The organism is Halobacillus sp. B23F22_5, assembly GCF_043497085.1.
In the GTDB taxonomy this organism is placed as follows: domain Bacteria; phylum Bacillota; class Bacilli; order Bacillales; family Halobacillaceae; genus Thalassobacillus.
Genome location: NZ_JBIEKI010000014.1, coordinates 13,966 through 37,459, shown reverse-complemented (window position 1 = coordinate 37,459; position 23,494 = coordinate 13,966). Strand labels below are relative to the sequence as shown.

Annotated in this window: 26 protein-coding genes; 19 read left to right on the top strand and 7 right to left on the bottom strand. The window is 41.8% G+C overall.

What is annotated here, in order from left to right; translation table 11 throughout:
- Window positions 1-503: 503 nt before the first annotated feature.
- Window positions 504-1,307, bottom strand: a complete 804-nt coding sequence (locus tag ACGTN9_RS15885) for an NAD kinase (RefSeq protein WP_499594410.1) — start codon at window positions 1,305-1,307, stop codon at window positions 504-506.
- Window positions 1,308-1,458: 151 nt separating this feature from the next.
- On the opposite strand from ACGTN9_RS15885, the gene ACGTN9_RS15880 reads away from it, so the two are divergent.
- The 7 genes from ACGTN9_RS15880 (at window position 1,459) to ACGTN9_RS15850 (ending at window position 7,046) form a co-directional block, all read left to right on the top strand.
- Window positions 1,459-2,019 (top strand): DUF2953 domain-containing protein, encoded by a 561-nt coding sequence (locus ACGTN9_RS15880; protein WP_499594408.1) that lies wholly within the window; start codon window positions 1,459-1,461, stop codon window positions 2,017-2,019.
- A gap of 36 nt (window positions 2,020-2,055) precedes the next feature.
- Window positions 2,056-2,517, top strand: a complete 462-nt coding sequence (gene ytfJ / locus ACGTN9_RS15875) for a GerW family sporulation protein (RefSeq protein WP_499594406.1) — start codon at window positions 2,056-2,058, stop codon at window positions 2,515-2,517.
- A gap of 95 nt (window positions 2,518-2,612) precedes the next feature.
- The gene (gene tpx / locus ACGTN9_RS15870) at window positions 2,613-3,113 is read left to right on the top strand and encodes a thiol peroxidase (protein WP_499594404.1); all 501 of its coding nucleotides are present in this window, start codon (window positions 2,613-2,615) and stop codon (window positions 3,111-3,113) included.
- 155 nt (window positions 3,114-3,268) lie between these two features.
- Window positions 3,269-4,255, top strand: coding sequence for a class I SAM-dependent methyltransferase (locus tag ACGTN9_RS15865; RefSeq protein ID WP_499594402.1), 987 nt, complete (start codon window positions 3,269-3,271; stop codon window positions 4,253-4,255).
- Between the two features lie 129 nt (window positions 4,256-4,384).
- Complete coding sequence (locus tag ACGTN9_RS15860) at window positions 4,385-5,572, top strand: acetate kinase (protein ID WP_499594400.1); 1,188 nt, start codon at window positions 4,385-4,387, stop codon at window positions 5,570-5,572.
- Window positions 5,573-5,701: 129 nt separating this feature from the next.
- Complete coding sequence (locus ACGTN9_RS15855; RefSeq protein ID WP_499594398.1) at window positions 5,702-6,544, top strand: EcsC family protein; 843 nt, start codon at window positions 5,702-5,704, stop codon at window positions 6,542-6,544.
- Window positions 6,534-7,046, top strand: a complete 513-nt coding sequence (locus ACGTN9_RS15850) for a MogA/MoaB family molybdenum cofactor biosynthesis protein (protein ID WP_499594396.1) — start codon at window positions 6,534-6,536, stop codon at window positions 7,044-7,046. The genes ACGTN9_RS15855 and ACGTN9_RS15850 overlap by 11 nt, the downstream gene beginning before the upstream one ends.
- Window positions 7,047-7,089: 43 nt before the next feature.
- Here the strand turns inward: ACGTN9_RS15850 and ACGTN9_RS15845 are convergent, their stop codons facing one another.
- Window positions 7,090-7,401 (bottom strand): hypothetical protein, encoded by a 312-nt coding sequence (locus tag ACGTN9_RS15845; protein WP_499594394.1) that lies wholly within the window; start codon window positions 7,399-7,401, stop codon window positions 7,090-7,092.
- 18 nt (window positions 7,402-7,419) lie between these two features.
- Window positions 7,420-7,869, bottom strand: coding sequence for a universal stress protein (locus tag ACGTN9_RS15840; RefSeq protein ID WP_499594392.1), 450 nt, complete (start codon window positions 7,867-7,869; stop codon window positions 7,420-7,422).
- A gap of 118 nt (window positions 7,870-7,987) precedes the next feature.
- On the opposite strand from ACGTN9_RS15840, the gene ACGTN9_RS15835 reads away from it, so the two are divergent.
- The 10 genes from ACGTN9_RS15835 (at window position 7,988) to ACGTN9_RS15790 (ending at window position 17,084) form a co-directional block, all read left to right on the top strand.
- Window positions 7,988-8,116 (top strand): hypothetical protein, encoded by a 129-nt coding sequence (locus ACGTN9_RS15835; protein ID WP_499594390.1) that lies wholly within the window; start codon window positions 7,988-7,990, stop codon window positions 8,114-8,116.
- A 439-nt stretch (window positions 8,117-8,555) separates the two neighbouring features.
- Complete coding sequence (locus ACGTN9_RS15830) at window positions 8,556-9,314, top strand: SDR family oxidoreductase (protein WP_499594388.1); 759 nt, start codon at window positions 8,556-8,558, stop codon at window positions 9,312-9,314.
- Between the two features lie 165 nt (window positions 9,315-9,479).
- A complete protein-coding gene (ald, locus tag ACGTN9_RS15825; RefSeq protein WP_499594386.1) occupies window positions 9,480-10,601 on the top strand; it encodes an alanine dehydrogenase in 1,122 nt (373 codons plus the stop codon).
- A 142-nt stretch (window positions 10,602-10,743) separates the two neighbouring features.
- A complete protein-coding gene (locus tag ACGTN9_RS15820; protein ID WP_499594534.1) occupies window positions 10,744-11,256 on the top strand; it encodes a DUF4178 domain-containing protein in 513 nt (170 codons plus the stop codon).
- 20 nt (window positions 11,257-11,276) lie between these two features.
- Entirely contained in the window at window positions 11,277-11,945 is a 669-nt protein-coding gene (locus ACGTN9_RS15815; protein ID WP_499594384.1) for a PspA/IM30 family protein, read from the top strand.
- 115 nt (window positions 11,946-12,060) lie between these two features.
- Entirely contained in the window at window positions 12,061-12,741 is a 681-nt protein-coding gene (locus ACGTN9_RS15810) for a DUF4247 domain-containing protein (protein ID WP_499594382.1), read from the top strand.
- A 20-nt stretch (window positions 12,742-12,761) separates the two neighbouring features.
- Entirely contained in the window at window positions 12,762-13,157 is a 396-nt protein-coding gene (locus ACGTN9_RS15805; protein WP_499594380.1) for a DUF350 domain-containing protein, read from the top strand.
- Between the two features lie 80 nt (window positions 13,158-13,237).
- Window positions 13,238-14,788 (top strand): polyamine aminopropyltransferase, encoded by a 1,551-nt coding sequence (locus ACGTN9_RS15800; protein ID WP_499594378.1) that lies wholly within the window; start codon window positions 13,238-13,240, stop codon window positions 14,786-14,788.
- A gap of 39 nt (window positions 14,789-14,827) precedes the next feature.
- Window positions 14,828-15,508: a metal-dependent hydrolase gene (locus ACGTN9_RS15795; RefSeq protein WP_499594376.1), complete on the top strand. Its 681-nt coding sequence runs from the start codon at window positions 14,828-14,830 to the stop codon at window positions 15,506-15,508.
- A gap of 262 nt (window positions 15,509-15,770) precedes the next feature.
- The gene (locus ACGTN9_RS15790; protein ID WP_499594374.1) at window positions 15,771-17,084 is read left to right on the top strand and encodes a DRTGG domain-containing protein; all 1,314 of its coding nucleotides are present in this window, start codon (window positions 15,771-15,773) and stop codon (window positions 17,082-17,084) included.
- Window positions 17,085-17,131: 47 nt separating this feature from the next.
- Here the strand turns inward: ACGTN9_RS15790 and ACGTN9_RS15785 are convergent, their stop codons facing one another.
- Window positions 17,132-17,431 carry a YtpI family protein gene (locus ACGTN9_RS15785; RefSeq protein WP_499594372.1) on the bottom strand — a complete coding sequence of 100 codons (300 nt, stop codon included), beginning with the start codon at window positions 17,429-17,431 and terminating at the stop codon, window positions 17,132-17,134.
- 125 nt (window positions 17,432-17,556) lie between these two features.
- Here ACGTN9_RS15785 and ACGTN9_RS15780 point away from each other — a divergent pair, with 125 nt between their 5' ends.
- Window positions 17,557-18,519, top strand: a complete 963-nt coding sequence (locus tag ACGTN9_RS15780; RefSeq protein WP_499594370.1) for a DHH family phosphoesterase — start codon at window positions 17,557-17,559, stop codon at window positions 18,517-18,519.
- Window positions 18,520-18,570: 51 nt separating this feature from the next.
- Here ACGTN9_RS15780 and ACGTN9_RS15775 read toward each other — a convergent pair whose 3' ends face one another.
- The 3 genes from ACGTN9_RS15775 to ACGTN9_RS15765 form a co-directional block, all read right to left on the bottom strand.
- Entirely contained in the window at window positions 18,571-18,771 is a 201-nt protein-coding gene (locus ACGTN9_RS15775) for a YtzJ family protein (protein ID WP_499594368.1), read from the bottom strand.
- Between the two features lie 120 nt (window positions 18,772-18,891).
- The gene (gene ytrI / locus ACGTN9_RS15770) at window positions 18,892-19,386 is read right to left on the bottom strand and encodes a sporulation membrane protein YtrI (RefSeq protein ID WP_499594366.1); all 495 of its coding nucleotides are present in this window, start codon (window positions 19,384-19,386) and stop codon (window positions 18,892-18,894) included.
- On the bottom strand, window positions 19,383-19,715 hold the full coding sequence (locus ACGTN9_RS15765; protein ID WP_499594364.1) for a YtrH family sporulation protein: 333 nt from the start codon (window positions 19,713-19,715) through the stop codon (window positions 19,383-19,385). Before ACGTN9_RS15765 ends, ytrI begins: the two co-directional genes overlap by 4 nt.
- Window positions 19,716-19,865: 150 nt before the next feature.
- Here ACGTN9_RS15765 and dnaE point away from each other — a divergent pair, with 150 nt between their 5' ends.
- Window positions 19,866-23,228: a DNA polymerase III subunit alpha gene (gene dnaE / locus ACGTN9_RS15760; RefSeq protein ID WP_499594362.1), complete on the top strand. Its 3,363-nt coding sequence runs from the start codon at window positions 19,866-19,868 to the stop codon at window positions 23,226-23,228.
- Window positions 23,229-23,494: the final 266 nt, after the last annotated feature.

Sequence of the window (23,494 nt, the reverse complement as noted above, 5' to 3'; positions counted from 1 at the left end):
AAAACGGATCGCTTTCCGTGGGCATGTGGTGAGCTTCCTCAGGCTTCGCCTTGCGGGATCTCACCGATCATGTTCCTCCCACAGGAGTCTCACCGTTTTCCCCTCCACCATACAATGGTTAGAATCTCGAAACTTCTCTTAAGAATAGTATGCTTTTGGACAGAAACTACGAGTTAATAGGATTCTCTTCACAAAATAAGGCTGAACTTTTCAAGCACGATTTCGAGTGTCTTATACGGTAAAGGGCGTGGGGGAAGGGTGAGACTCCCGCGGGAGAAGGATCTAGGTGAGATCCCACAGGGCGATAGCCCGAGGAAGCTCGCCAGGTCCCCCGCAGGAAAGCGAATCCTTCCCCAACGACCTAAACTCCTTCAAACATCTCGAAATCAAGTCTTCGACTTTTCGGCGCTTTTGTTGAATAAGCTCTTATGAAAAATCAACAACGTATAACGAGCAAATAATAAAGGCCTGGCACATTTAGTTAGTGCCAGGCCTTTATTATTTTATAAGAAGGTTCGCTGAACGCGATCCCAGAAAGTATTATCTTTCATTTTGACAGTCTTGATGACACGGTCACTAAGATTTATGGACAATTCTTTAATGTTACGGATAGAGTACGCTTCATTATCCATACCGATGATTGGATAATCATTACCATCCTGTTGCACATTTAACTTCAATGTTCTTTCTCCACTTAATACAAATGGGGAGCCAAGTGTACGGTAACGATTATTATTTAGTGATGCGATTTCACTCACCTGAAAACATGGCAGCTTCGGATCAATCACCGCACCTTTGGTTGATTTGTTGTAACCGGTGCTTCCAGTTGGTGTCGCTACCACTAAACCATCACCACGGAATGTCTCGAATGGACGATCGTCGATAAGAACGTCCACTACAATTGTTTTTATTAATGTGGAACGCAGACTGCATTCATTTAAACAGAGCATGGTCGATTCATTATTGACGGTCGCTTCAATAACAGGAAATCTTCTGACTTCCAAGTCGGCATTGACCATGGAGTCGACCATGGTGTCAAAGTCATCAATATTAAAATCACAGTATAGGCCGGCTTCGTCTTCTCTTCGGATACCTACGTATAGGCAGTCCTGGCGGAAGCCTGTTTTTCTGACAGCTTGAAGGAATGTTCCGTCTCCTCCGACACTAATTATGATATTTGCATCTTTCGCATCATCCAATATGGTAAAACCATTTTTTTCAGCAAGCTCAAATAATGGCTGTAGCTTTATATCAAGCTCTTCGTTTGGTGGATAATAGAAAAAAAGGTTTTGTCTGTTATTCGACATATGTATGCCTCCCTCTATTTGGTACTCTTTATTTTATCATCTCCAGCTTGTAAGGGGAAATGACAGGAAGCCACCCATTGTATGAAAATTATTGCTGAATTATGTTTATTCGTTTGTGCTAATGCTGATACTAGTAAGCAGGTGAGGCCTCATGGAATGGATTTGGATTGCCTTATTATTGTTGATAATCACACTGGTGGGGTTGCTATTCATCAAAATATCGCTCCGGTTTCAATTAGAAATCCTGCCTATCGACAAGCGGCTTACTTTAGTCGCTTATTTGGGTTTTCTGCCTGTATATCGCAAGCACATCGATTTCAACCATATGGTAGAGAGTGAAGCGGAGTTGGCAAAAGTAGAGAAAAAAGCAGAAGAGTTATGGAAACAAAAATCAACAGACGATAAGAAAAGGAATTTAGACGTGCATCAGTTGTTGCAAATGGGGAGAGCGGTCACGGTACATAAAATGAATAGTGTCATGCGTGTAGGTACAGGAAATGCTTCGTCGACTGGTTCCATTGCGGGTGGATTGATTGCGGTTGCTTCCCTCCTGGAACAATTGATCAACCATTTGTTCATCATAAAGAAACCTGCACATTTCCGGGTTGAGCCTTCCTTTCAAGTGCCATGCTTTCATGTGCTTGCAGATGGTATATTTTCTTTCCGGCTTGGTAAGGCTATATATGTGTGGTTACGATACGTGAACAGATAGCCTGAAAAAGCCAGATGATTAGCAGGAGGTAATAGCATGAATGAGCATCCGATTCAAGGTCTGATGACCACAGCAATGGATAGTCTGAAAGAAATGATTGATGTCAATACAATTGTCGGAGAGCCGGTTGAATCGCCTGATGGCAGTATTATCATCCCGGTTTCCCGAGTTGGGTTCGGCTTTGCCGCCGGCGGCAGCGAATTCAAAGCAAAAAGCGGTGGACAACAAGGGCAAGATGGACAAAGTCAGGATCAAACAGAAGAAGAATTGCCATTTGGTGGCGGCAGCGGTGGCGGGGTTTCCATTACTCCAATCGCCTTTTTAATCGTGAGAAAACAGGGAGTCCAGATGATCCATTTGAACGAACAAACCCACCTTTACGAGAGAATGTTGGATTTAGCACCGCCTGTAATAGAAAAAATTCAAGAACTGCTGCAAAAGGGTGGCAAAAGCGGAGGTCAACAACAATCCAGACGTTCTTCTTCCGACCTTTTATAGGTTAACGTTAGACAAGTTTGAAAACTGCCTTCATAATAAAGATAGGCAGTTTTTTTTTGCGATAATTTTAAATATAAAGCAAGGAGGACGAGGAAATGGCTTCAATCACTTTTAAGGAAAATCCAGTGACACTAGTAGGGGAAGAAATTAAGGTAGGGGACAAAGCTCCAGATTTCAAGGTGCTTGCCAATGATCTTAGTGAAGTGACCCTTGATGACTACAAAGACAGCGTCAAATTGATCAGTGTAGTTCCTTCTCTTGACACTGGCGTTTGTGCCGAGCAGACACGTCGTTTCAATGAAGAAGCAACAAAGCTGGGTAATGTCAAAGTTTTGACTATCAGTATGGACCTCCCATTTGCGCAAAAGCGCTGGTGTGGTGCTGAAGGTATTGAAAATGTAGACACATTGTCTGATCATCGTGATGCTTCCTTCGGAAAAGCATATGGTGTGTTGATTGAAGAACTTCGTCTATTGGCGCGTTCCGTGTTCGTTGTCGATTCAGAAAATAAGGTCACTTATGTTGAATATGTCAGTGAAGCGACGAACCATCCGGATTATGAGTCAGCGATCGCTGCAGTAGAACAAGCCAAGTAAGTTGACTGGCTTACAGCTAAATTGTATGATCGGATAGGAAATAAGATATCGTAGAGACCAACATGGCGCATTTCTTAAATTGAATGCGCCATTTGCTTGTTTTTATACTTTGAATCACAGAGACGGACAGGGGAACCGTAAGGAGGATCAGATTGATGCAACAAACACATGTAGAAGAATTATTTGAATGGATTGACGAAGCTGCTACTGCAATAGAATATCAGGAGAATACAACATACTTAGAATCTGTGGCAGATGCTTTGGATGTTTTATACCACTATGCACCATTTGATGATATGGCTGATCTGCTGAAACAGCAATTGGAAAAACACCTGAAAGAAATTGATTTGAACAAATTTGAAAAAGAAGAAATCCGAAAAGCGACACAGCTGGCTATTTTAAAAGGAATGAAGGGTGCTACCCAGCAACAGCACCTTATTACTCCTGATACGGTGGCCATGTTTATGGGGTATCTTACCCAACGATTATTCAAAAATGCACAAGAGTTACGGATATTCGACCCTGCCTGTGGTACAGCCAACCTCTTGACAGCTGTACTTAATCAGTTAGACAAACAGGTTGCTGCGTATGGTAGTGATGTAGATGAAACGTTGATGAAACTAGCTCTGGCTAATGCAAATTTGCAAAAAACAGAAATCGAATTCTTCCATCAGGACAGCTTACGGCCATTTTTATTAGAGCCGGTAGACTTTGTTTTAGCTGATTTACCAGTCGGCTACTACCCAGATGATGTTCAGGCCGAAGAATATAAGTTGAAAGCAGAAGATGGACATTCGTACGCCCATCATCTATTCATTGAACAAAGCTTACGTTATACAAAGCAGGGGGGCTATTTAATGTTTGTCATCCCTAACTTTTTATTTGAGAGTGATCAGGCTACCCAGCTGAATGCCTTCTTGAGAGAACATGCACATATTGTAGGAATGTTGCAGTTGCCAGAGGCTCTATTTAAAGAAGAAAAACATGCTAAAAGTATTCTGGTCCTGCAAAAGAAAGGAAAAGGTACTGAAGCACCGAAAGAAGCGTTACTGGCCAAGCTTCCATCATTCAAAAATCATAATGCTATGGCTGATATTCTTGCACAAATCAACCAGTGGTTCGAAAAAAATCATTCTTCGTAATTATGAGAAAATAAAGATTTTAATGCGTAAACGTTACCATTTACTCTTGCACCTTGAAAATGTCAACGCCGGGTGATTAAATGGTAATGGAATGATACTAGAGAGCCTAATTTAAGGGGATGAAATACCTTGAGCAAAATCATAGCAATCAATGCCGGCAGTTCTTCTTTGAAATTTCAGCTGATTGAAATGCCGGAAGAAACAGTAATAACTAAAGGTTTAGTAGAAAGAATCGGTATCAACGATTCTATTTTCACGATAGAAGTGGGCGGAGAAAAAGTTAAGACCACACAAGATATTCCTGATCATGCGGAAGCAGTTAAAATGCTGTTGGATAAATTAACTGCCACAGGCATCATTGAGTCCTTAGATGAGATTGATGGCGTAGGACATCGTGTCGTTCATGGAGGGGAACGTTTTAGTGACTCTGTTTTGATCACTGAAGAAGTCATTCAGGAAATTGAAGAAGTTTCAGAATTGGCTCCTTTGCATAATCCAGCCAACCTGACAGGTATCCGGGCATTCAAGCAAGTACTTCCTGAGGTGCCATCTGTTGCTGTGTTTGATACTGCGTTCCATCAAACGATGCCAGAACAATCTTATTTATATAGTCTGCCGTATGAATACTATGAGAAGTATGGAATTCGTAAGTATGGTTTCCATGGTACTTCTCACAAGTATGTATCTGAACGCGCCTCTGAAATGTTAGGTCTTCCCGTTGAACAGCTGCGTCTTATTTCCTGCCACCTTGGTAATGGAGCAAGCATCGCAGCTATTGAAGGAGGAAAATCGATCGACACATCTATGGGCTTCACGCCATTGGCCGGTGTAACGATGGGTACACGTTCCGGTAATATCGACCCTGCTTTGATACCTTACATCATGGATAAAACAGGGAAGTCTGCTTCGGAAGTTATGAATGTGTTGAACAAAGAAAGTGGTATGCTGGCACTTTCCGGTTTCTCCAGTGACCTTCGGGATATCGAAGAAAAAGCTTCAGAAGGAGAAGAACGTGCGGAGCTGGCCTTGGAAGTATTTGCAGCACGTATTCATAAGTACATTGGTTCTTACGCTTCGCGTATGCACGGTGTAGACGCCATTGTTTTTACCGCGGGTGTCGGAGAGAACAGTACATCTATTCGTGAACGAGTTTTGAAAGGCTTAGAGTTCATGGGGGTATACTGGGATCCATCATTAAATCAGGTGCGCGGGAAAGAAGCATTTGTAAACTATCCGCATTCTCCGGTTAAAGTCATGATCATTCCAACTAACGAGGAAGTCATGATCGCACGAGATACGGTACGTCTATCCAGTTGATGATAAAACCAAGTGTTCCGTTTATAAAAGAACGGGACGCTTGGTTTTTTGTTTGCTCATGGATTTTATTTTTTCTCCTATTAGAGCTAGAATAAGAATAGGCATAAGAGGAGAATGGGAGGCAATAAGATGAGCGATGGAAATAAAGTGAGCAGGGATATCCAGCAATGGAGAAGGAACCATACTGATTACCAGCCCAATGATTTTGAGCGTATGTATGATGCCTGGATCAATCAAATGTTTGATGGCATCGATTCTAAATGGAAACAGCTCTTTTTCCGTAATTTAGATAATTACTTATTTCATACTCATGCTTTTATTCAAGGTACTTCTTTTCAAAATGAAGCAAGGGAACGTATCATCACGGTCGGCAGGGTGTTTGATAATCAAATTGAAAATATTTCTGATTTAAAGGCTTTATCTATTGACCGACGTACATATATCGCCCAGCAGCAAATATCGCGGATCAGGCTGTATTCTTTTGCCCAGGGAGGGTTGACTGGAACCGGCGGCCTGCTTCTGTTCGGCTTGGACTTTCCATTGATGATGGGAATGAATTTGCGTGCAGTTCAAATGATCGGTTTGTCATTCGGTCACGAAATGAATCATCCTTATGAGATGATGCTCTCGTTACGTGTCTTCCACGCAGCTACTTTGCCCAAAAGGATGCAAGAAGAAGCATGGGAAGAGCTGGTGGAGGAAGTAAGGAATGACAATCACCCCTATGTTTTTGAGGGGGCGGATGACCTTACTGATGAATCCTGGCTGGAGCAGCCTCTTAAGCAAATTCTCAAATCACTGTTTATCGTAATGTTTCGTAAAAAGCTGATCCAAGGATTGCCCTTAGTCAGCATGACAGTTGGAGCCACTGTCAATTACCGTTTGACACGCCGGGTATCAGAATTTGCGTTAAGATTTTACCAATACCGATATTTACTAGCGAAGGAACAGGAGGGAGAAGATGTCCGTTGAGGAGCATAAACAAGAAGCAAAAAAATCAATAGCGTGCATGATTATTACTGTGAGTGATACGAGAACAAAAGAAACGGATAAAAGCGGGAAGTTGATGATTGAATTCTTAAATTCAAATGGTCATCACATCGTCGACCATCGTATCGTGAAAGACGAAGAGCAGGCAATCCAGGAAGCGGTAGAAGCTGGATGTAATAACTCGGAGGTAGAAGCGATCCTGACCAATGGAGGGACGGGAATTGCGAAACGGGATGTGACCATTGAAACGGTGGCTTCATTATTTGATAAAGAAATAACGGGCTTCGGGGAAATTTTCCGAATGATTAGTTACACGGAAGACATCGGCTCTGCAGCAATTTTATCCAGGGCGATTGCCGGTGTTAGTAGAAATACGGCTATTTTCTCTACGCCTGGTTCAAGTGGGGCTGTGAAACTTGCGATGAATAAATTGATTCTTCCGGAGCTCAGCCACGTCATTCGGGAAATACAAAAAGATATTTAAAATAAACAAACCCTGCCTCTTTTACTTAAGCGGCAGGGTCTTTTTAACTGGTTTTAGCAGTTATGACAGGATTTGTCCGGTACCAGATCCATAAGTCGTTGATCATCGAAGCAAGCTGGCTGATCCGGTCGTTCAACTGGCAGGACGCTTCGAAGTCATCTTCATTATTGAGTCGGACCAGGCATTTTTCTATTTCTTTTTCCAGCTCCTTGACTTTATCAGGAATTTCCCCACGGTGATTTTCCCACTCTGCTATAATCAAAGCTTGTTCCCTTTGAGAAAAGGTATAAAAAGGACGGGGAAGATCCGGGATAGAAAGTTGAAGCCTTGGGTCATAAGTAAAATGTTGTTCCATAAAACCTCCAGCAGCTTGTTATTTTTGTTCTGGCATACGCACTACAAGTACGTCGCACTTAGCATATCTGGTAATGTGTTCAGAAACACTGCCGATAAAGAAACGTTCCATCGTATTGAGGCCGGTCGCCCCACAGATAATCAAGTCTGCCTTGTACTTAGGGGCTACATCCTTTGCGATTTTAATTTTAGGTGAGCCGTATTCAATGTCAATAATAACATTGTCTACTCCAGCTGCCTTCGCTTTCTCCTGGTATTCATCCAATAACTCCTTAGCATAGCCCTCCGCACGGATAGCGAGAGATCTGTCATAAGCTTCAACTGTAGCAAACGCACGGGTATCCACGACATGGGATAGAATTAATTGGGCATCATTTCGTTTAGCAATATCGATTGCTTTTTTAAAAGCGAATTCAGCAGCGTTAGAACCATCGATTGCCACTACAATATGACTATATTCGAATGACATATGGAACGCTCCCTTCCTTATTTATACTTCTATTATAACATGCGGAATGTTATTAATGTAAACGTTGTCAAACATGAAAACATACATTTTTGTGAACATTATAAAGGGAGGTGCCGACATGAAAAAAGACATCAAGAAAAGTTCCAAAGATGAGGAAAACTCTCTGGAAGGAATCAATGAAAGTTATCAGTCAGGGAGTGTAGAATTTCCGCGAATAAAAGAGAAAAAGAATAAAAAGGAAGAATAAGGTACTTTATTTCCTCATTGGGAAGGCAGCAAGGAAAAGGTTTCTCCTTGCTGCCTTTAAGTATACGTACTGTTAACTCTCCCTGTTGATTTCATAGTTAGGCTCGTTCCCCTACGCACCTTCCCCTCTTACAATATCTTGAAATCAAGTCTTCGACTTTTCGGCCTAATAATAAAAATAAGGCTCTAATGAAGTAAATATCAAAGGTTAACAGAAGCTAAGATTAAACAATCTGCTATGAGAGTGAGAGACTTCACTATCTTTCCATGGTTCTTAAAGACCCAAACCAAGGCAGAAGTTAGCGACGGAAAAAGCATTAGGTGTGAACCGAAATCATGATCTGTAGTAAAGTAGAGATAAAGTGCAAAGCTTTACCGCTACAAGAAGAGAATCGTTACATAAAATAATTACAATGGTAAAAACTGAAGGAGGAATACCTATGCGACATGCCCTCATTACCGCAGGAACTAAAGGGCTAGGTAAAATGGTGACCACCCGCTTCTTGGAAATGGGGCATTCTGTCACCGTTACGTATCGAACGGACCGAGATAAAGCGGAACAACTATTGGAAGATTGGCTCGATCATCACGATCGTATTCAAATCATCCAGGTAGACGTCACTAAAAAGAAGGATCTGATAGAGCTTGTTCAGCAGACCATAGACCGCTTCGGGAGAATTGATTACTTGATCAATAATGCCGGCCCTTATATTTTTAAAAGAAAAAAATTATTAGATTATACTCAGGAAGAATGGGATGCCATGATACGCGGTAATCTGGATGCATCTTTTCATTTATTCCAGCTGGTAGCTCCTTATATGAGAAAGCAGAAATTCGGGCGTATTATCAATTACGGCTTCCAGGGGGCAGGGGCAGCTTCCGGATGGATCTACCGATCTGCTTTTGCGGCCGCCAAAGTAGGGCTTGTTTCGCTGACGAAAACAATTGCATTTGAGGAAGCTGAGAATGGAATAACCTCAAACATGGTTTGTCCTGGAAATATTATTGGAGAGATGAAGGAAGCGACCATTGCGGAAAGTAGAAAAATCAGGGATGAACATACACCCATTGGAAGGTCAGGTACTGGAGAAGATATTGCGCGCACAATCGAATTCTTATGTGGCGAAGAGAGCGACATGATCACTGGAGCAGTTTACGAAGTCACAGGCGGTCTGGATGTCATTCATCGTCACCGGTGATTCGTAAATTTTTTGTCGGAATTAAATGTGAAAAAAGCGAGTTTTTTGTTACAATGTAAAGGCTTACATTTGTGTTAGCTATCCCCTTTTCAAAAATAATGGTATAGTGTTTGTGAGAAGGGAAGGACAAGCGTCCTAGTACATTGGATTGGGAGGTATATGGATATGAGAATTGGAGTACCTAGAGAAATAAAAAATAATGAAAACCGTGTGGCTATGACTCCGGCTGGTGTGATTTCTTTGACCAATGCGGGTCATGAGGTGTATGTGGAAACCAATGCAGGAGTAGGTTCGAATTTTACGGATTCACAATACATGGAAGCAGGTGCTACTATCGTAGACACAGCTCAAGAGGCGTGGAGACAGGAAATGGTCATGAAAGTAAAAGAACCACTTCCTGACGAGTATGATTATTTTTATGAAGGACTTATTTTATTTACGTATCTCCATCTGGCGCCAGAGCCTGAGCTTACAAAAGCATTGATTGACCGTAAAGTAGTCAGCATTGCTTATGAAACAGTCCAATTGGATAATGGATCGCTTCCTTTATTGACACCGATGAGTGAGGTTGCCGGCCGGATGGCTACACAAATAGGTGCGCAATTCTTAGAGAAACTTCATGGAGGAAAAGGTATCCTGCTGGGAGGAATTCCTGGGGTGCGACGTGGTAGAGTTACCGTCATCGGCGGTGGGGTTGTCGGAACCAATGCGGCGAAAATAGCGATGGGTCTCGGGGCCGATGTCACGATCATAGACTTGAACCCGGAAAGATTACGTCAATTGGACGATATCTTCGGTTCAGAAATCAATACCCTTATGTCGAACCCATTGAATATCCAGGAAGCTTTAGCAGAATCAGACTTAGTTATTGGAGCTGTCTTAATTCCTGGAGCTAAAGCCCCGAAACTTGTGACCGATGAGATGGTACAATCCATGATGAAAGGTTCAGTCATTGTGGATGTGGCAATAGACCAAGGGGGAATTTTTGAAACCACCGACCGGATTACTACACATGATAATCCTACGTATGAAAAGCATGGTGTGGTGCATTATGCCGTTGCAAACATGCCAGGCGCTGTACCACGGACCTCGACCATCGGCTTGACGAATGTCACGATTCCTTACGCGCTGCAACTTGCTAACAAAGGTTACCAGCAGGCGTGCAAGGATAATATAGCGTTACGTAAAGGGATCAACACCTTGAATGGTTTTGTAACTTACCGTGCTGTCGCAGAAGCACACCAGCTTGAGTACTCAGATGTTGAAACCTTACTAGAATATGAGTGATAATGATATGGCGAGGGAGCTAGAGCTTTCCTCGCTATTTTTGATAGCATCTAAAAAAATAATAATGAAAAATGAAACTTTCTTTTCGTTATATCGTATAAGAAAGTAACTCAGCGTTATTAAGAAAGAGAGGTGACTGGTCCTGGGACTGTTTTCACGCTTATTTTCAAATAAAAAAGCAAAGGCGCCAGCAGTGAAGGAACGTACCCCGTTGAACATTCAAGTAGGGGATATTGTAAACTACGACCTGGTTGATTATGAGGTAGTGGGAAAAATTACTTACAGGGAACATGCCTATGAATGGTTCGGCTATCAATTGCTTGAAGGACATTCGACGATTTGGCTCTCAGCAGAGATGGACGATGAGTTAGAGTTAGGAATATACCGTACCATCAAGCTTCCAGTATCTAAACCTTTGCCCAAAACCTTGGAATATGAAGGGAAAACCTATCATAAAGATGGCGAAGGGGATGCAAGAGTAGTCGGCGAAGGAAGAAGCGCAAATGTCAATGGCCAGATGATTTCCTATGCGGATTATATCGCTGACGATGAAACTGATTATCTTAGTTTAGAAGCGTGGGGAAGTGATACAGAAGTTAGTCATGGTTACGATATTGAACCTTATGATATTAAGATCATAGCAGGTTCCCATTAATTTTAAGGAGGAAATTAGATATGTTCCAATTTTTTAAACGCGTAAAAACAGTAGTGAATTCTGAGTTGAATTCCATGTTGGATAAAGCAGAAGACCCGGTGAAAATGCTGGATCAATTCATGCGTGATATGGAAAATGATATTCGTGAAGCAGAAAGTGCTGTCGCCAAGCAGATTGCCAATGAAAAAATGCTGAAGCGTAAGTTCGATGATGCCCAGGCACTTGTCGACAAGCGAATGAAGCAGGCAGAGCAAGCGATAGAGGCAGGCAACGAAGACCTAGCCCGTCGTGCGCTTGAGGATAAAAACAGCCAGCAGGAACAAGCGGAGCAATTGCAGGCATCATGGGAAAAAGCAAAATCAGATGCAGACAGTCTACGTGAAAAGTTAGATGAAATGAAAAAAGAGTACCAGCAAATGAAATTGAAGAAAGATTCTCTGAAGGCACGTGCAGAGTCGGCAAAAACAAGAACAAAAATGAATCGTACGATGTCCGGTATTGGAGGCGATGAGTCACGTAAAGGTTTCGAGCGTATGGAAGAAAAAGTTCTTCAACATGAAGCTGAAGCTGAAACAAGCGAAGACATGTCGCAGGCCAGCCGATCCCTTGATGATGAATTCGAAGCTCTGGAAAAGAACGGAGTGGACGACGAGTTGGCGGCATTGAAGAAAAAAATGGGTAAAGAATAACTTGTCAGCTGATCATAGTTAAAAGAGATATTTGAACTATGGAGGGAGGGTCTGACTAAATGTCAGACCCTTATCCATGAGTTCAAGAAACTTTCTCCAGGAAGGAGGAACCCATATGAAGGATTATCTTGTATTATTTGGCTTTGGAATCATCATTATCGTCCTGTTCATGAATGTTTTTGGCGGCAATGATGACAGATCAAGAGGGATTTCAGGCTCCTCTTCAGATCCAGCGCTTACATATGACGAATTACCCGAAGAACCATCAAAAGAAAGTATCATCTCATCTTTGCAGCAATCTGAGCCCTCTGATGCAGAAGAACTTGTAAGCAATCATTTTCCATTGATTGATACGGTTCGTACAGATGAAGGCATCTCGAGAGTTTATGTCACAAGGGAATTCAAAATACCAGAACTGGCAGATTTGTTAGCTGGAACACTAAAGCCGGATGAGAAAAGTGATTACAATAATAATAAACAAGTGCTTGTTTATCCTGATCATTTTGTAATTATGAAGGAAAGTGAAGAAGAACCTGGCGTAGTCTTCATTGAGCTGTCGAATGATCAATTTGTCCGCAATCATTATTCACCTGGATTCTTTAATGGCCTATTAACTTATGCTGTATTGAACAGAATGCTTAATTCAAGTAATTGGGCTGAAAATCAGGCTGGCCGTTGCCGGGCATCGAATGATTGCTATGGCGGATACTCTATGTACGGGGGTTATCGTTCGGGAGATACAGGTACATTCCGGGGCTCTGCAGGGCGAGGCGGAGGACCTGGTGCAGGAAAATAATCTATTAGGAGGTTGATAGTATGGGACCATTCATTGCTACTTTTGCTTATTTTGTTATTGCTGTCATAGTCGTATTGATCGGCCTGGCAGTATTTGAAGTGATAACTACGAAATATAAGGATTGGGAAGAAGTTAGACAGGGCAATACTGCGGTTGCTTTATCTATTGCCGGAAAAATAATCGGGATTTGTATCATTCTTTCTTTTGCTATCTATCATAGTTTGACATTGTGGGACACGTTGATATGGGGAGCCTATGGGGTAGTCCTCCAAATGCTTGCCTACTTCTTATTTGAAATGTTCACAAGGAAATTTTCAGTGGAAACGATGCTGAAAGAAAACAATATTGCTGTTGGTATCATCTCAGTCGGAGTATCCATCGGTTTAGCTTTTGTAATCGGCGCTTCCATTACGTAAGTCAAGCGTCTGAAAGGGGGTGTCTCTCTCCTTGGAGACGGCCCTTTTTTCTTTATATTTGTTCATCGGAGTGATCAACTATGCAACAAGAAGCTATTAAAAAGAGTCATTTCATTTACTGGGCTTCAGGTATCGTCTCAATTTGTGGAATTATTTTTGAGGTGCTATTTGGTGCTTTGGGCTCTTACATACTGGGTGATGGCGTAAAACAATATACGTTGACCATCAGCCTGTTCTTGACAGGGATGGGGATTGGTGCGTCTATCAGTGAAAAAGTATTGAAGCGGTTAATCATAGCTTTTATATGGATCGAGTTCATGGTAGCTTTAATTGGTGGCTTTTCAAGCTTTATGATGTTTGGTATGACTGCATTCGCGCCAGATGGCACAGATGCGTTGTTTTTATATTCCGTGACATTGGTTATCGGGACGTTGACTGGACTTGAACTTCCTCTCCTTATTCGAAAAGCGAATGAAATCGGAGTAGAATTGAATCGCAGTACGGCTCGTGTGTTGTTTTCAGACTATGCAGGAGGGCTTATCGGCGGGCTTTTATTTGTGTTTTTACTTCGCCCGCAGCTCGGTATGGTGAAAAGTGCATTTTTCGTGGGATTAATCAATTTATCAGTAGCCTTGGTTGTACTTTATTTATTCCGTAAAGAAATTGCTAAGTTAAAGGTACATATCCTATCCGGAGCTATCATTGCTCTGCTTTTGCTGGCAGGACTGTTTTTTGGGGAAGAAATGGCGTTTTCCTTTGAACAGAAGTTATATAAAGATCCAATCATCTTTAACGAAAATAGTGCCTATCAGAAAATTGTGCTCACTAAAGAACAAGGAGACACTCGTTTGTACCTCGATGGTTCCCTGCAATTCAGTTCTTCTGATGAGTACCGTTATCATGAGACGCTCGTCCATCCACCGTTGTCAAAGGCTGAAGATGTGAAAAATGTTTTGGTGCTCGGCGGCGGCGATGGCCTTGCAATTCGGGAATTATTGAAATACAAACAATTAAAAGAAATTACACTGGTAGATTTGGATCCTGCTGTTACCGAGCTGGCTAACACTAATTATCATTTGCTCCAGTTGAATGAAGGTGCTTTGAAAGATGAGAAAGTAACAGTATACAACGAGGATGCCTTCGAGTTTCTGGAGAAGAATGATGAATTTTACGATGTTATCATTATCGACCTTCCTGATCCGAACAATGAAAGCCTGAATAAATTGTATACGCGTGAATTTTATTCACTTATTAGGAACCATCTTCGTCCAGGAGGAGCAGCAATGATTCAGGCGACCAGCCCTGTCTTTGCTACGGAAGTCTATTGGACGATTGATGAAACCATCCGCTCGACAGGATTAGAAACGGAAAACTTCCATCTCGATATTCCGAGCTTCGGTAACTGGGGGTTTGTCATGGCGTCGCGAGAAAAAATTGAACTTAAAGATCTCGATATCTCTGTTGAAACAACTTACCTCACCGAGGATCTTCTCCGTGCTTTTACGGTGTTTGGAAAAGATGAAGACAGGGAAATAATCAACCGGAAAGGGAATAAGGTCCCTTTGAAACCCAATACATTGATTGATCCTCATTTAATTGAAAAATATGAGCAAGCTTGGGATAATTATTAAATGAGAATATTGTAAAATTTCTGCGAAGGAGAGGATAGTGTGAAAGCAACATTTCATGGTCATTCCGTCGTAAAAGTAGAAGCAAATGGTAAAACGATTTTATTCGATCCATTCATTTCCGGGAATGGAAATACGGATCTCAACGCCGATGAAGTTAAAGCAGATGTCATCCTGTTGACCCATGGTCATAATGATCATGTCGGTGATACAGTCGACATCGCTAAGCGTAATGATTCGCTAGTAGTAGCTCCGTTCGAATTGGCGGAATACCTTGGGAATAAGGGCGTGAATGCTCATCCGATGTATATCGGCGGCTCACATGAGTTCGATTTTGGTAAAGTTAAGTTTACCCAGGCATTTCACGGTTCTTCTTACACCGAAGAAGATGGAACTACCGTTTACACTGGTATGCCGACTGGCATTTTATTGACGGTTGAAGGCAAAACCATTTTCCACGCGGGCGATACCGGGTTATTCAGTGATATGAAGATGATTGGTGAAATGAATAAAATTGATTTGGCATTCATACCGATTGGGGATAATTTCACGATGGGACCAGATGACGCATTGGTCGCTGCTAAATGGCTGGATGCTAAACAGGTAGTACCTATTCACTATAACACCTTCGATCTGATCAACCAGGATGGGAAAGCCTTCGCTGAAAAGGTGAACCCTGGGACAGGTAAAGCTTTAGAAGTAGGCGAATCTATCGAATTGTAATAGTTTAGCCGAACCGTCACTTTTGGAAGTGACGGTTTTTTTTATGGGAATAGGCTCTATTCGCCTAATACCCTTTGTAGCCAATACATCAAAAATCAGCTGATAAAAATGTAAAGCAGCCAATATAATAAAATTTTAGCCAATAAAAGCAAGCAGCCGCAAGTTGGATTTTCTGTTAAAAATTGCAGGAAGACTGTATCATCTGTATAATAACAATTAGATACATAAACACTAGTACAGTTAGAAAGAATGGTGAATGACAATGGCTACGAAACATGAACAGATCCTGCAATTTATTGAATCACTTTCCGTGGGCAATAAAATATCCGTACGCCAAATAGCAAAAGAACTGAATGTCAGTGAAGGAACCGCATACAGAGCTATTAAAGAAGCTGAAAATCAAAGCCTGGTAAGTACGATTGAACGTGTCGGGACAATTCGAATTGAAAAAAAGAAGAAAGAAAACATTGAACGCCTCACCTTTGCGGAAATCATCAATATTGTAGATGGTCAGGTGCTGGGAGGCAGAGAAGGTTTATATAAAACATTGAATAAATTTGTTATCGGAGCGATGAAGCTGGAAGCGATGATGCGCTATACAGAAGCGGGGTCGTTACTGATAGTAGGTAACCGGACGAATGCTCATGAATTAGCATTGAAAGAAGGAGCGGCTGTCTTGATTACCGGTGGATTTGATACGGAAGATCGTGTCAAGAAACTGGCTGATGAAAAGAAATTGCCGATCATTTCCACGAGTTATGATACGTTTACTGTAGCAGCTATGATCAACCGGGCGATTTATGATCAGCTCATTAAAAAAGAAATCGTGCTGGTCGAGGATATCTATACTTCTTTTGAGCAATCCTATTATTTGAAAACGACAGATACCGTTGAAAATTGGCATGAATTGAATGAAGCTACTTCACACAGCAGGTATCCAGTCGTCGATGGTAACAATCGTGTAGTGGGGATGGTAACTTCGAAAGATGTCATTGGAAAAGACAGGAGTATAGTCATTGATAAAGTAATGACAAAAAATCCAATGACAGTTCAAACCAAAACATCTCTAGCCAATGCTGCTCATATGATGGTTTGGGAAGGAATTGAAATCATGCCAGTAGTCGACCAGCACCATAAACTGCAAGGGCTGATTTCCAGGCAGGATGTTTTGAAAGCTTTGCAGCATATTCAGCGCCAGCCACAGGTTGGAGAAACGATAGATGATCTGGTAAGCAAACAGGTGGAAGTAATCGGAGAAGAAGGTAATAATATGCTATTCCAGGTTGCTGTCACTCCGCAAATGACCAACCAACTGGGAAGCCTTTCCTACGGGGTATTCACTTCACTAGTGACGGAAGCAAGCAGCCGGCTGCTTCGAAAATATAAAAAAGGCGACCTGGTGGTAGAAAACTTATCGGTTTATTTTATTAAACCTGTTCAGATTGAGAGTGTCATTGAAATCAAACCGGAAATCATGGAAGTCGGTCGTAAATTTGCTAAGGTAGACGTTGAGCTCTATCATGAAAAGACACTGGTGGGAAAAGCCCTGTTAATGGCACAATTAATCGACCGTTGAGACAGCAAAAAAGGCAGCGCTCCTATGCGCTGCCTTTCCTATCCTAGTCAGTTGGAAGCTGTTTCTTGTTTCTGGTACTCGTTTTTATAATGGCGAGAGCTTTTGAAACCGAAGTACATCTGCATGCCACCTAGTACAAGGAACACGATGCCTATATAAAGCGAGAGTTTTGTTTCATAAAAGAGATACTGATTGATACCAAAGAAGAAAACAAAGCTTCCAAGACAAATCCTGGCTTTTCCATTGAAATAAAGCTGAGTCAATCTGTCTCGGGTGCGGGTTATATTTACTTTATAATAAATATATAAAATAAGTGAAACAAGAATCAAAGTGGAAAATATCAGCATGAAATCTACTCCCTAATATTGTCTGAAATCAATACTATTGTAGCTTGTTTTAATCAAATATGCTACCTGTTATTGGATTTCTATGATTAAATAGTAAGTAACCATGCGAGGTAAGGAGTAATTATATGTGCAAAACAAAGATATTGGAAAAGATAACAGAATACGAGAAAATCATCATTCACAGGCATGTAAGACCGGATCCTGATGCACTAGGTTCTACTGGTGGCTTAAAGGAGATCATCCAGGCAAGTTTTCCGGAGAAGGCAGTCTTGCTAACCGGGGAAGAAGATCCCTCTTTAAATTTCCTGATAGGTATGGATGAAGTGGCGGATCAGGATTATGAACAAGCCCTGGTTATTGTATGCGATACTGCTAATCAAGCAAGGGTGGACGATCAACGTTATACCAAGGGAAAAGAAATAATTAAAATTGACCATCACCCGAATGTCGATCAGTACGGGGATATCCAGTGGGTCGATACAGATTCCAGCTCAGCGAGTGAGTTGATTTATGAATTTTACCTGGAATTTGAAAAGCAAGGGTTGAAGCTGACAGAGGCGGGTGCGCGTCTTTTGTATGCGGGAATTGTAGGAGATACTGGAAGGTTTTTATTTCCAAGCACAACGACAAAGACATTGAAGTATGCTGCTGATCTGGTTCGTTATCCTTTTGACCGTCCGGGTTTATATGAGGGCATGTATAACACCAAGATGAATGTCGTCCGGCTGAAGGGTTACATACTCCAGCACTTCACGGTATCACCATCGGGGTTGAGCACTATCCGTATTACGAAAGATGTCATGAAAGAGTATGGGGTGACCGTATTGGAAACCAGCCAGTTAGTAGGTATTCTTGGGGATGTGGAAGGTGTTCTTTCCTGGGCATTTTACGTCGAAGAAGACGAGGTAATCCGTGTGCGATTACGCTCAAGAGGTCCAATCATCAATGGTGTGGCCGCAAATCATAATGGCGGGGGACATCCAATGGCAGCTGGTGCTTCTGCACATTCCTGGGAAGAAACAGAAGCGATAACAGCTGAACTCGAAGAAGTATGCAGGCAGTATAAGCAGGAAAATCAAAAGGGATAATTCACACAAAATAACCCTCCGAGCCTATATAGGTTCGTGAGGGTTCAACCTTTAATGTTTCGACTTAACTGGGTCAACTGGAATGAACCAGCAGCCTGTATCCGTGCGGTCGAAAAAGACATTGAGCTGGCGTCTGGCTACATCTCTTTTCATTAGACGGATGAGTTCATCAGTTTCTGCGTATGCGGTGTAACCGTTCATGAGCTGTGCAATCTTTTCCTCCACCAGGCGATGACGGTCCATGATCAACATAACACTCACCCCTTTGATTTGAATTGCTATTTATCTAACTCTATTGTATAAAATTCAACAGAGATTCGCTACATTTTTCTGAAAATTTCATCATTTTGTCATAATTTTAATTTTTCATGGTCAAGTATCAATAGAAATACTTAATTCTAAGCTGAGTTGTGTGTAAATGATAAGTTGGACTACTTCCACCTGATAGGTGAAATCATCAATTCGGAACCGTTTGTTTTCAATTGCTTTGATAAGCAAATCGCGATTTTTACCGATCTCCTCTACATTCTTTCCAATCACACCCTCGATTTCAGCTTTTAATAATGTTTCTAGTTGATGTTTCGTCAAACGGTCCAACTGCAGGCGCTTATCATTAGTAAAAGCTATCTCTATTTGTTGGACGGTGAATTGTTTTTCTTCCTCTTCCTGGGTGTTTAAAAGGCCTTCATATGCAGACTCAAGCTCAGTCAACTTTCCTCTTAATCGGATGTTTTCCTCCACCCAATGTTCAAGCAAGCTGCCACTTACGTATAGTAAAAGTCCATAAGCAATGATGGCTCCTACAATTAACCCTGCAAAAAAACGCTGCCATCCTCTCCGCTTATAATATGTGGGAATGTGCATCATGTGATATCCTCTTGCAAAATCCATTGAAAAAATAACAGCGCAGCTTTTACGCCACCCATGGCAGCAACAATGACCATAATTTGTTTAAATATATCAAAGGTCGACCCATCAAAAATTCCTCTTTCAAAGCGTGCGATTGTATCAAATGTCCCGCCTATTGCCGCCACTATCGCCCAAATCCTCAAACCTTTTGAAATTCGTACCATCGAGGTATATGGTGCCTCACCTGTCAAAAGACTGCCGAGACTACCAATAAACGCACCACCGACCATGACTCCGAAAGCAATAAAAAAAACATGAATCATGGAAACAATCAACCGTTCTTCCACAATTACCAACCCTCTCTTGCGATTCTGCCCGGTCTGCCCTTTTATATAGTTCTATTAAATATATGAAATCATAAGACAAGGTATGCGGTGTGGTTTCATTCCCCTCTAACAATCAGCTATAATAATAGATAAGGAAGAAAGGTGATCAGAATGTCGTTTACGCATTTGCAAGTCCGCAGCGGTTATAGTTTGATGAAGAGCAGTATAACCATCAATAAATTAGTTCAGACGGCGAAAAAAAGTGGATTCACCTCTCTAGCTTTGACAGACGAGGGGGTCATGCACGGAGCCGTAGAATTTTACCAGGCTTGTATAAAAGAAGGAATCAGACCGATTCTTGGTATGATAGTCGAAGTGGAAATAAATGACCAGACTTTTTCCGCCGTATTATTAGCAAAGCATCTCTCGGGCTACAAAAATTTGCTGAGATTGAGCAGCTACATACAATCAGGGGAAAGTAAGTCTGTAGATGTAGAGGCATTACATAACTATACGGCCGGTGTAATTACAATTTTACCTGCTGTAGATTCACCAATAGCCCATTATTTAGAAGTCGGAAATGAGAACGGAGCTCATGATTTCCTGACCAAATGGACTGCTGCTTTTGAGAATTCAAGTGTTTATTTAGGGGTTGAGGATCATAATTTGGAGCGGGAGCGCAAGCTGCATGACAGATTGAAACAGTTCGTAGCAGATCATGGTGCTCAGGCTGTCGCATTGCAGGATGTGCGTTATCTCCAACCAGAAGATGCCCAGGCTTTTGATTGCTTAACAGCAATGAGGGAAGGCCGACGGTGGTCTCCTGGAGAAAGTACTGGGGAAAGTAAAGAGCGGCATTTACGAACAGCCCAGGAAATGGAACGGTTATTTTCAGAATGGTGGCCTGATATATTAACAGAAACCGAACAACTCGCTGAACAATGCAAGGTAGAATTACCGTTGAATGAGCAACAAATCCCGTCTTTTCCAGTCCCTGAAGGTAAGACCGCGGATGAGTACTTAAAAGAAATCTGTGATCGGGCAATTGAACAATTAGATGACAGTGATAAAGCACAGGCAGTCAAGCGTCTGGAATATGAATGGAAGATTATCACTTCCATGAACTTCAGTGATTACTTCCTGATTGTTTGGGACTTCGTCACTTATGCGAAGCAGCAAAATATCAAGGTAGGGCCAGGACGTGGATCAGCCGCTGGTTCATTGGTTGCTTATTTACTTGGAATTACAGAAGTCAATCCGCTGCATTACGATTTGCTGTTCGAGAGGTTTCTTAACCCGGAGCGCATATCGATGCCCGACATCGACATTGACTTTTCCGATCACCGTAGAGATGAAGTGATTCAGTACGTCACTCAAAAATATGGCCCGGACCATGTTGCGCAAATCATAACATTTGGCACGTTTGCGGCCCGGAGTCTGTTGCGTGAATTATTTAAAACCATTGGTATCGATCAACAGGATGCAGCTTTTATATTGAAAGAGTTTTCTGTAAGCAGCGACAAAACAATAGTAGGCACTGTCAAGCAATCGGAAGAACTGGCTATGTATATACGTCAATCGCCAAAGCTTCAATTGTTATTCAAAATTGCCGCCAAGCTCGAAGGTTTGCCAAGACATACATCGACCCACGCGGCTGGAGTGGTGATCAGTGAAGTTTCACTTACAGAGAATGTTCCATTAATGGCTGGACATGAAGGCGTCCCTCTTACTCAGTATGCCATGGGAGATTTAGAAACAATCGGTTTGTTAAAAATGGACTTCTTAGGATTACGTAACCTGACTCTTTTAGAACGAATTGAAGCCAATATAGTCCGCTCTCTGCGGCGTGATTTTTCTCTTGATTCTATTCCTTACAACGATGAGGCAACTTACCAATTATTGAGGGAAGGCAGGACGAATGGAATTTTCCAATTAGAGTCCCAAGGGATGAAGGGCGTACTTCAAAAATTAAAACCTAATCGTTTTGAAGATGTTGTAGCTGTTAACGCTTTGTATCGACCAGGTCCCATGGAATATATTCCTCTCTATATCGACCGTAAGCACGGTAGAGCTACTGTGGAATATCCTCACCCTGATGTGGAGCCAATTTTAGAGAAAACTTTTGGTGTACTGGTTTATCAAGAACAAATTATGCAGGTAGCCAATCAAATCGCAGGTTTTTCGCTTGGACAGGCCGATGTTTTAAGAAGAGCTGTCAGTAAAAAGAAGCAGGAGTTGATTGCTGAGCAGCAAGCTGCTTTTCTGGATGGAGCAAGGAAAAAGGGGTACCAGGATGAAGTTGCTAAAGAAATTTACCAGTGGATCGTTAAATTTTCTAACTATGGATTCAACCGCAGCCATGCTGTAGCTTACAGTATGATTTCCTATCAGCTTGCTTACTTGAAAGCTCATTATCCCGCCTACTTCCTGGCAGAGCTAATGAATTCCAATGCAGGCAATCACGAAAAACTGGCAGCATACATCCGGGAAGCAAAAGAGTCTGATGTAAAGGTAACAGCGCCATCCATCAATAACAGCTATGCTGGGTTCCGAGTGAAAAATGGAAACATCCAGATGGGGATGTTATCGATTAAAGGTGTAGGGTATCAAGCGGTGCAAGAGATAATAGATGCAAGAAAGCAAGCTTCGTTTAAAAATATTTTTGATTTTTGTTTAAGAGTTCCCTTAAAAGCTGTTAATCGACAAGTGATTGAGTCATTGATCATGGCAGGTGCTTTTGATGAAACTCATCCTAACCGCGCCAGTTTGCTTGCAAGTATTGATCAGGCAATAGAACAAGGTGAGTTGTTCAAGGAGTTTGATGATCAGCCTTCTTTTTTTCAGGAGGATCTGATATTGGATGATAACTATGTAGAAACCGAACCTTTTACTCGGCTTAAACAACTAACCATGGAAAAAGAAGTTCTCGGAACATACATGTCAAGCCATCCCTTGGAAGATTATCGTACTAAGCTCCGCGCCAACGGTTTTATTTCATTGAACAAAATGGAATCGTTAAAGCAGAAGAAGCATTTGAAATCCTGTGGGGTTGTTGATCATATTAAACAAATCAGAACAAAGAGAGGCGACCCAATGGCTTTCATGACCATAAGTGATGAGCAAGGAGAGGCGGATTCCGTCATCTTTCCCGAATTATACCGGAAAGTAAGACCATGGCTGCAAGAAGAGATGCTGATCTGTTTTGAAGGGAATATTGAAAATAGGAAAAACCAGTTGCAGTGGCTGCTTTCTGTTATTGAGCCATTTTCTGAAAATATGATTGAAGATGGGGATGATACGGCTAGAAAGCTGTTCATCCGGTTGTCAGACCAAGAAGAATTTGACGCTTTACAGGCGATTCGACAAGTTGCCGATCATTTCCCAGGTAATACGCCTGTAATTGTTCATAATGCAAATAAGGGAAAAACCTATCGGCTATCCAGTGACTATTATCTAAACCTTTCCAGGGAATGTTTGCAGGCATTACATGATTATTTTGGTAAAGAATCTGTTGTTCCAGCTTCAACTAAATAACTTGATGAAGCTCAGCGTCCAGGCTATGGTATGCTGAGCTCGTTTTTACCTGAATTCTCGCTGCAGCAGGGTCGTAATACAGAAGTAAGATCAGCTTTCACAGGGGAAGGAAGCTGGGTTTTAAAGTTAATAATAGTCGATGTAAAGGGTGTTGCTTTACACCTATATATCATCTGTTATAATTAAGGAGTCTAACCATGGTGGTCAGACCACTCGAATTTATCTATGAATTATCCATATTTATTGTTTATAAAGGAGCGGTTTCA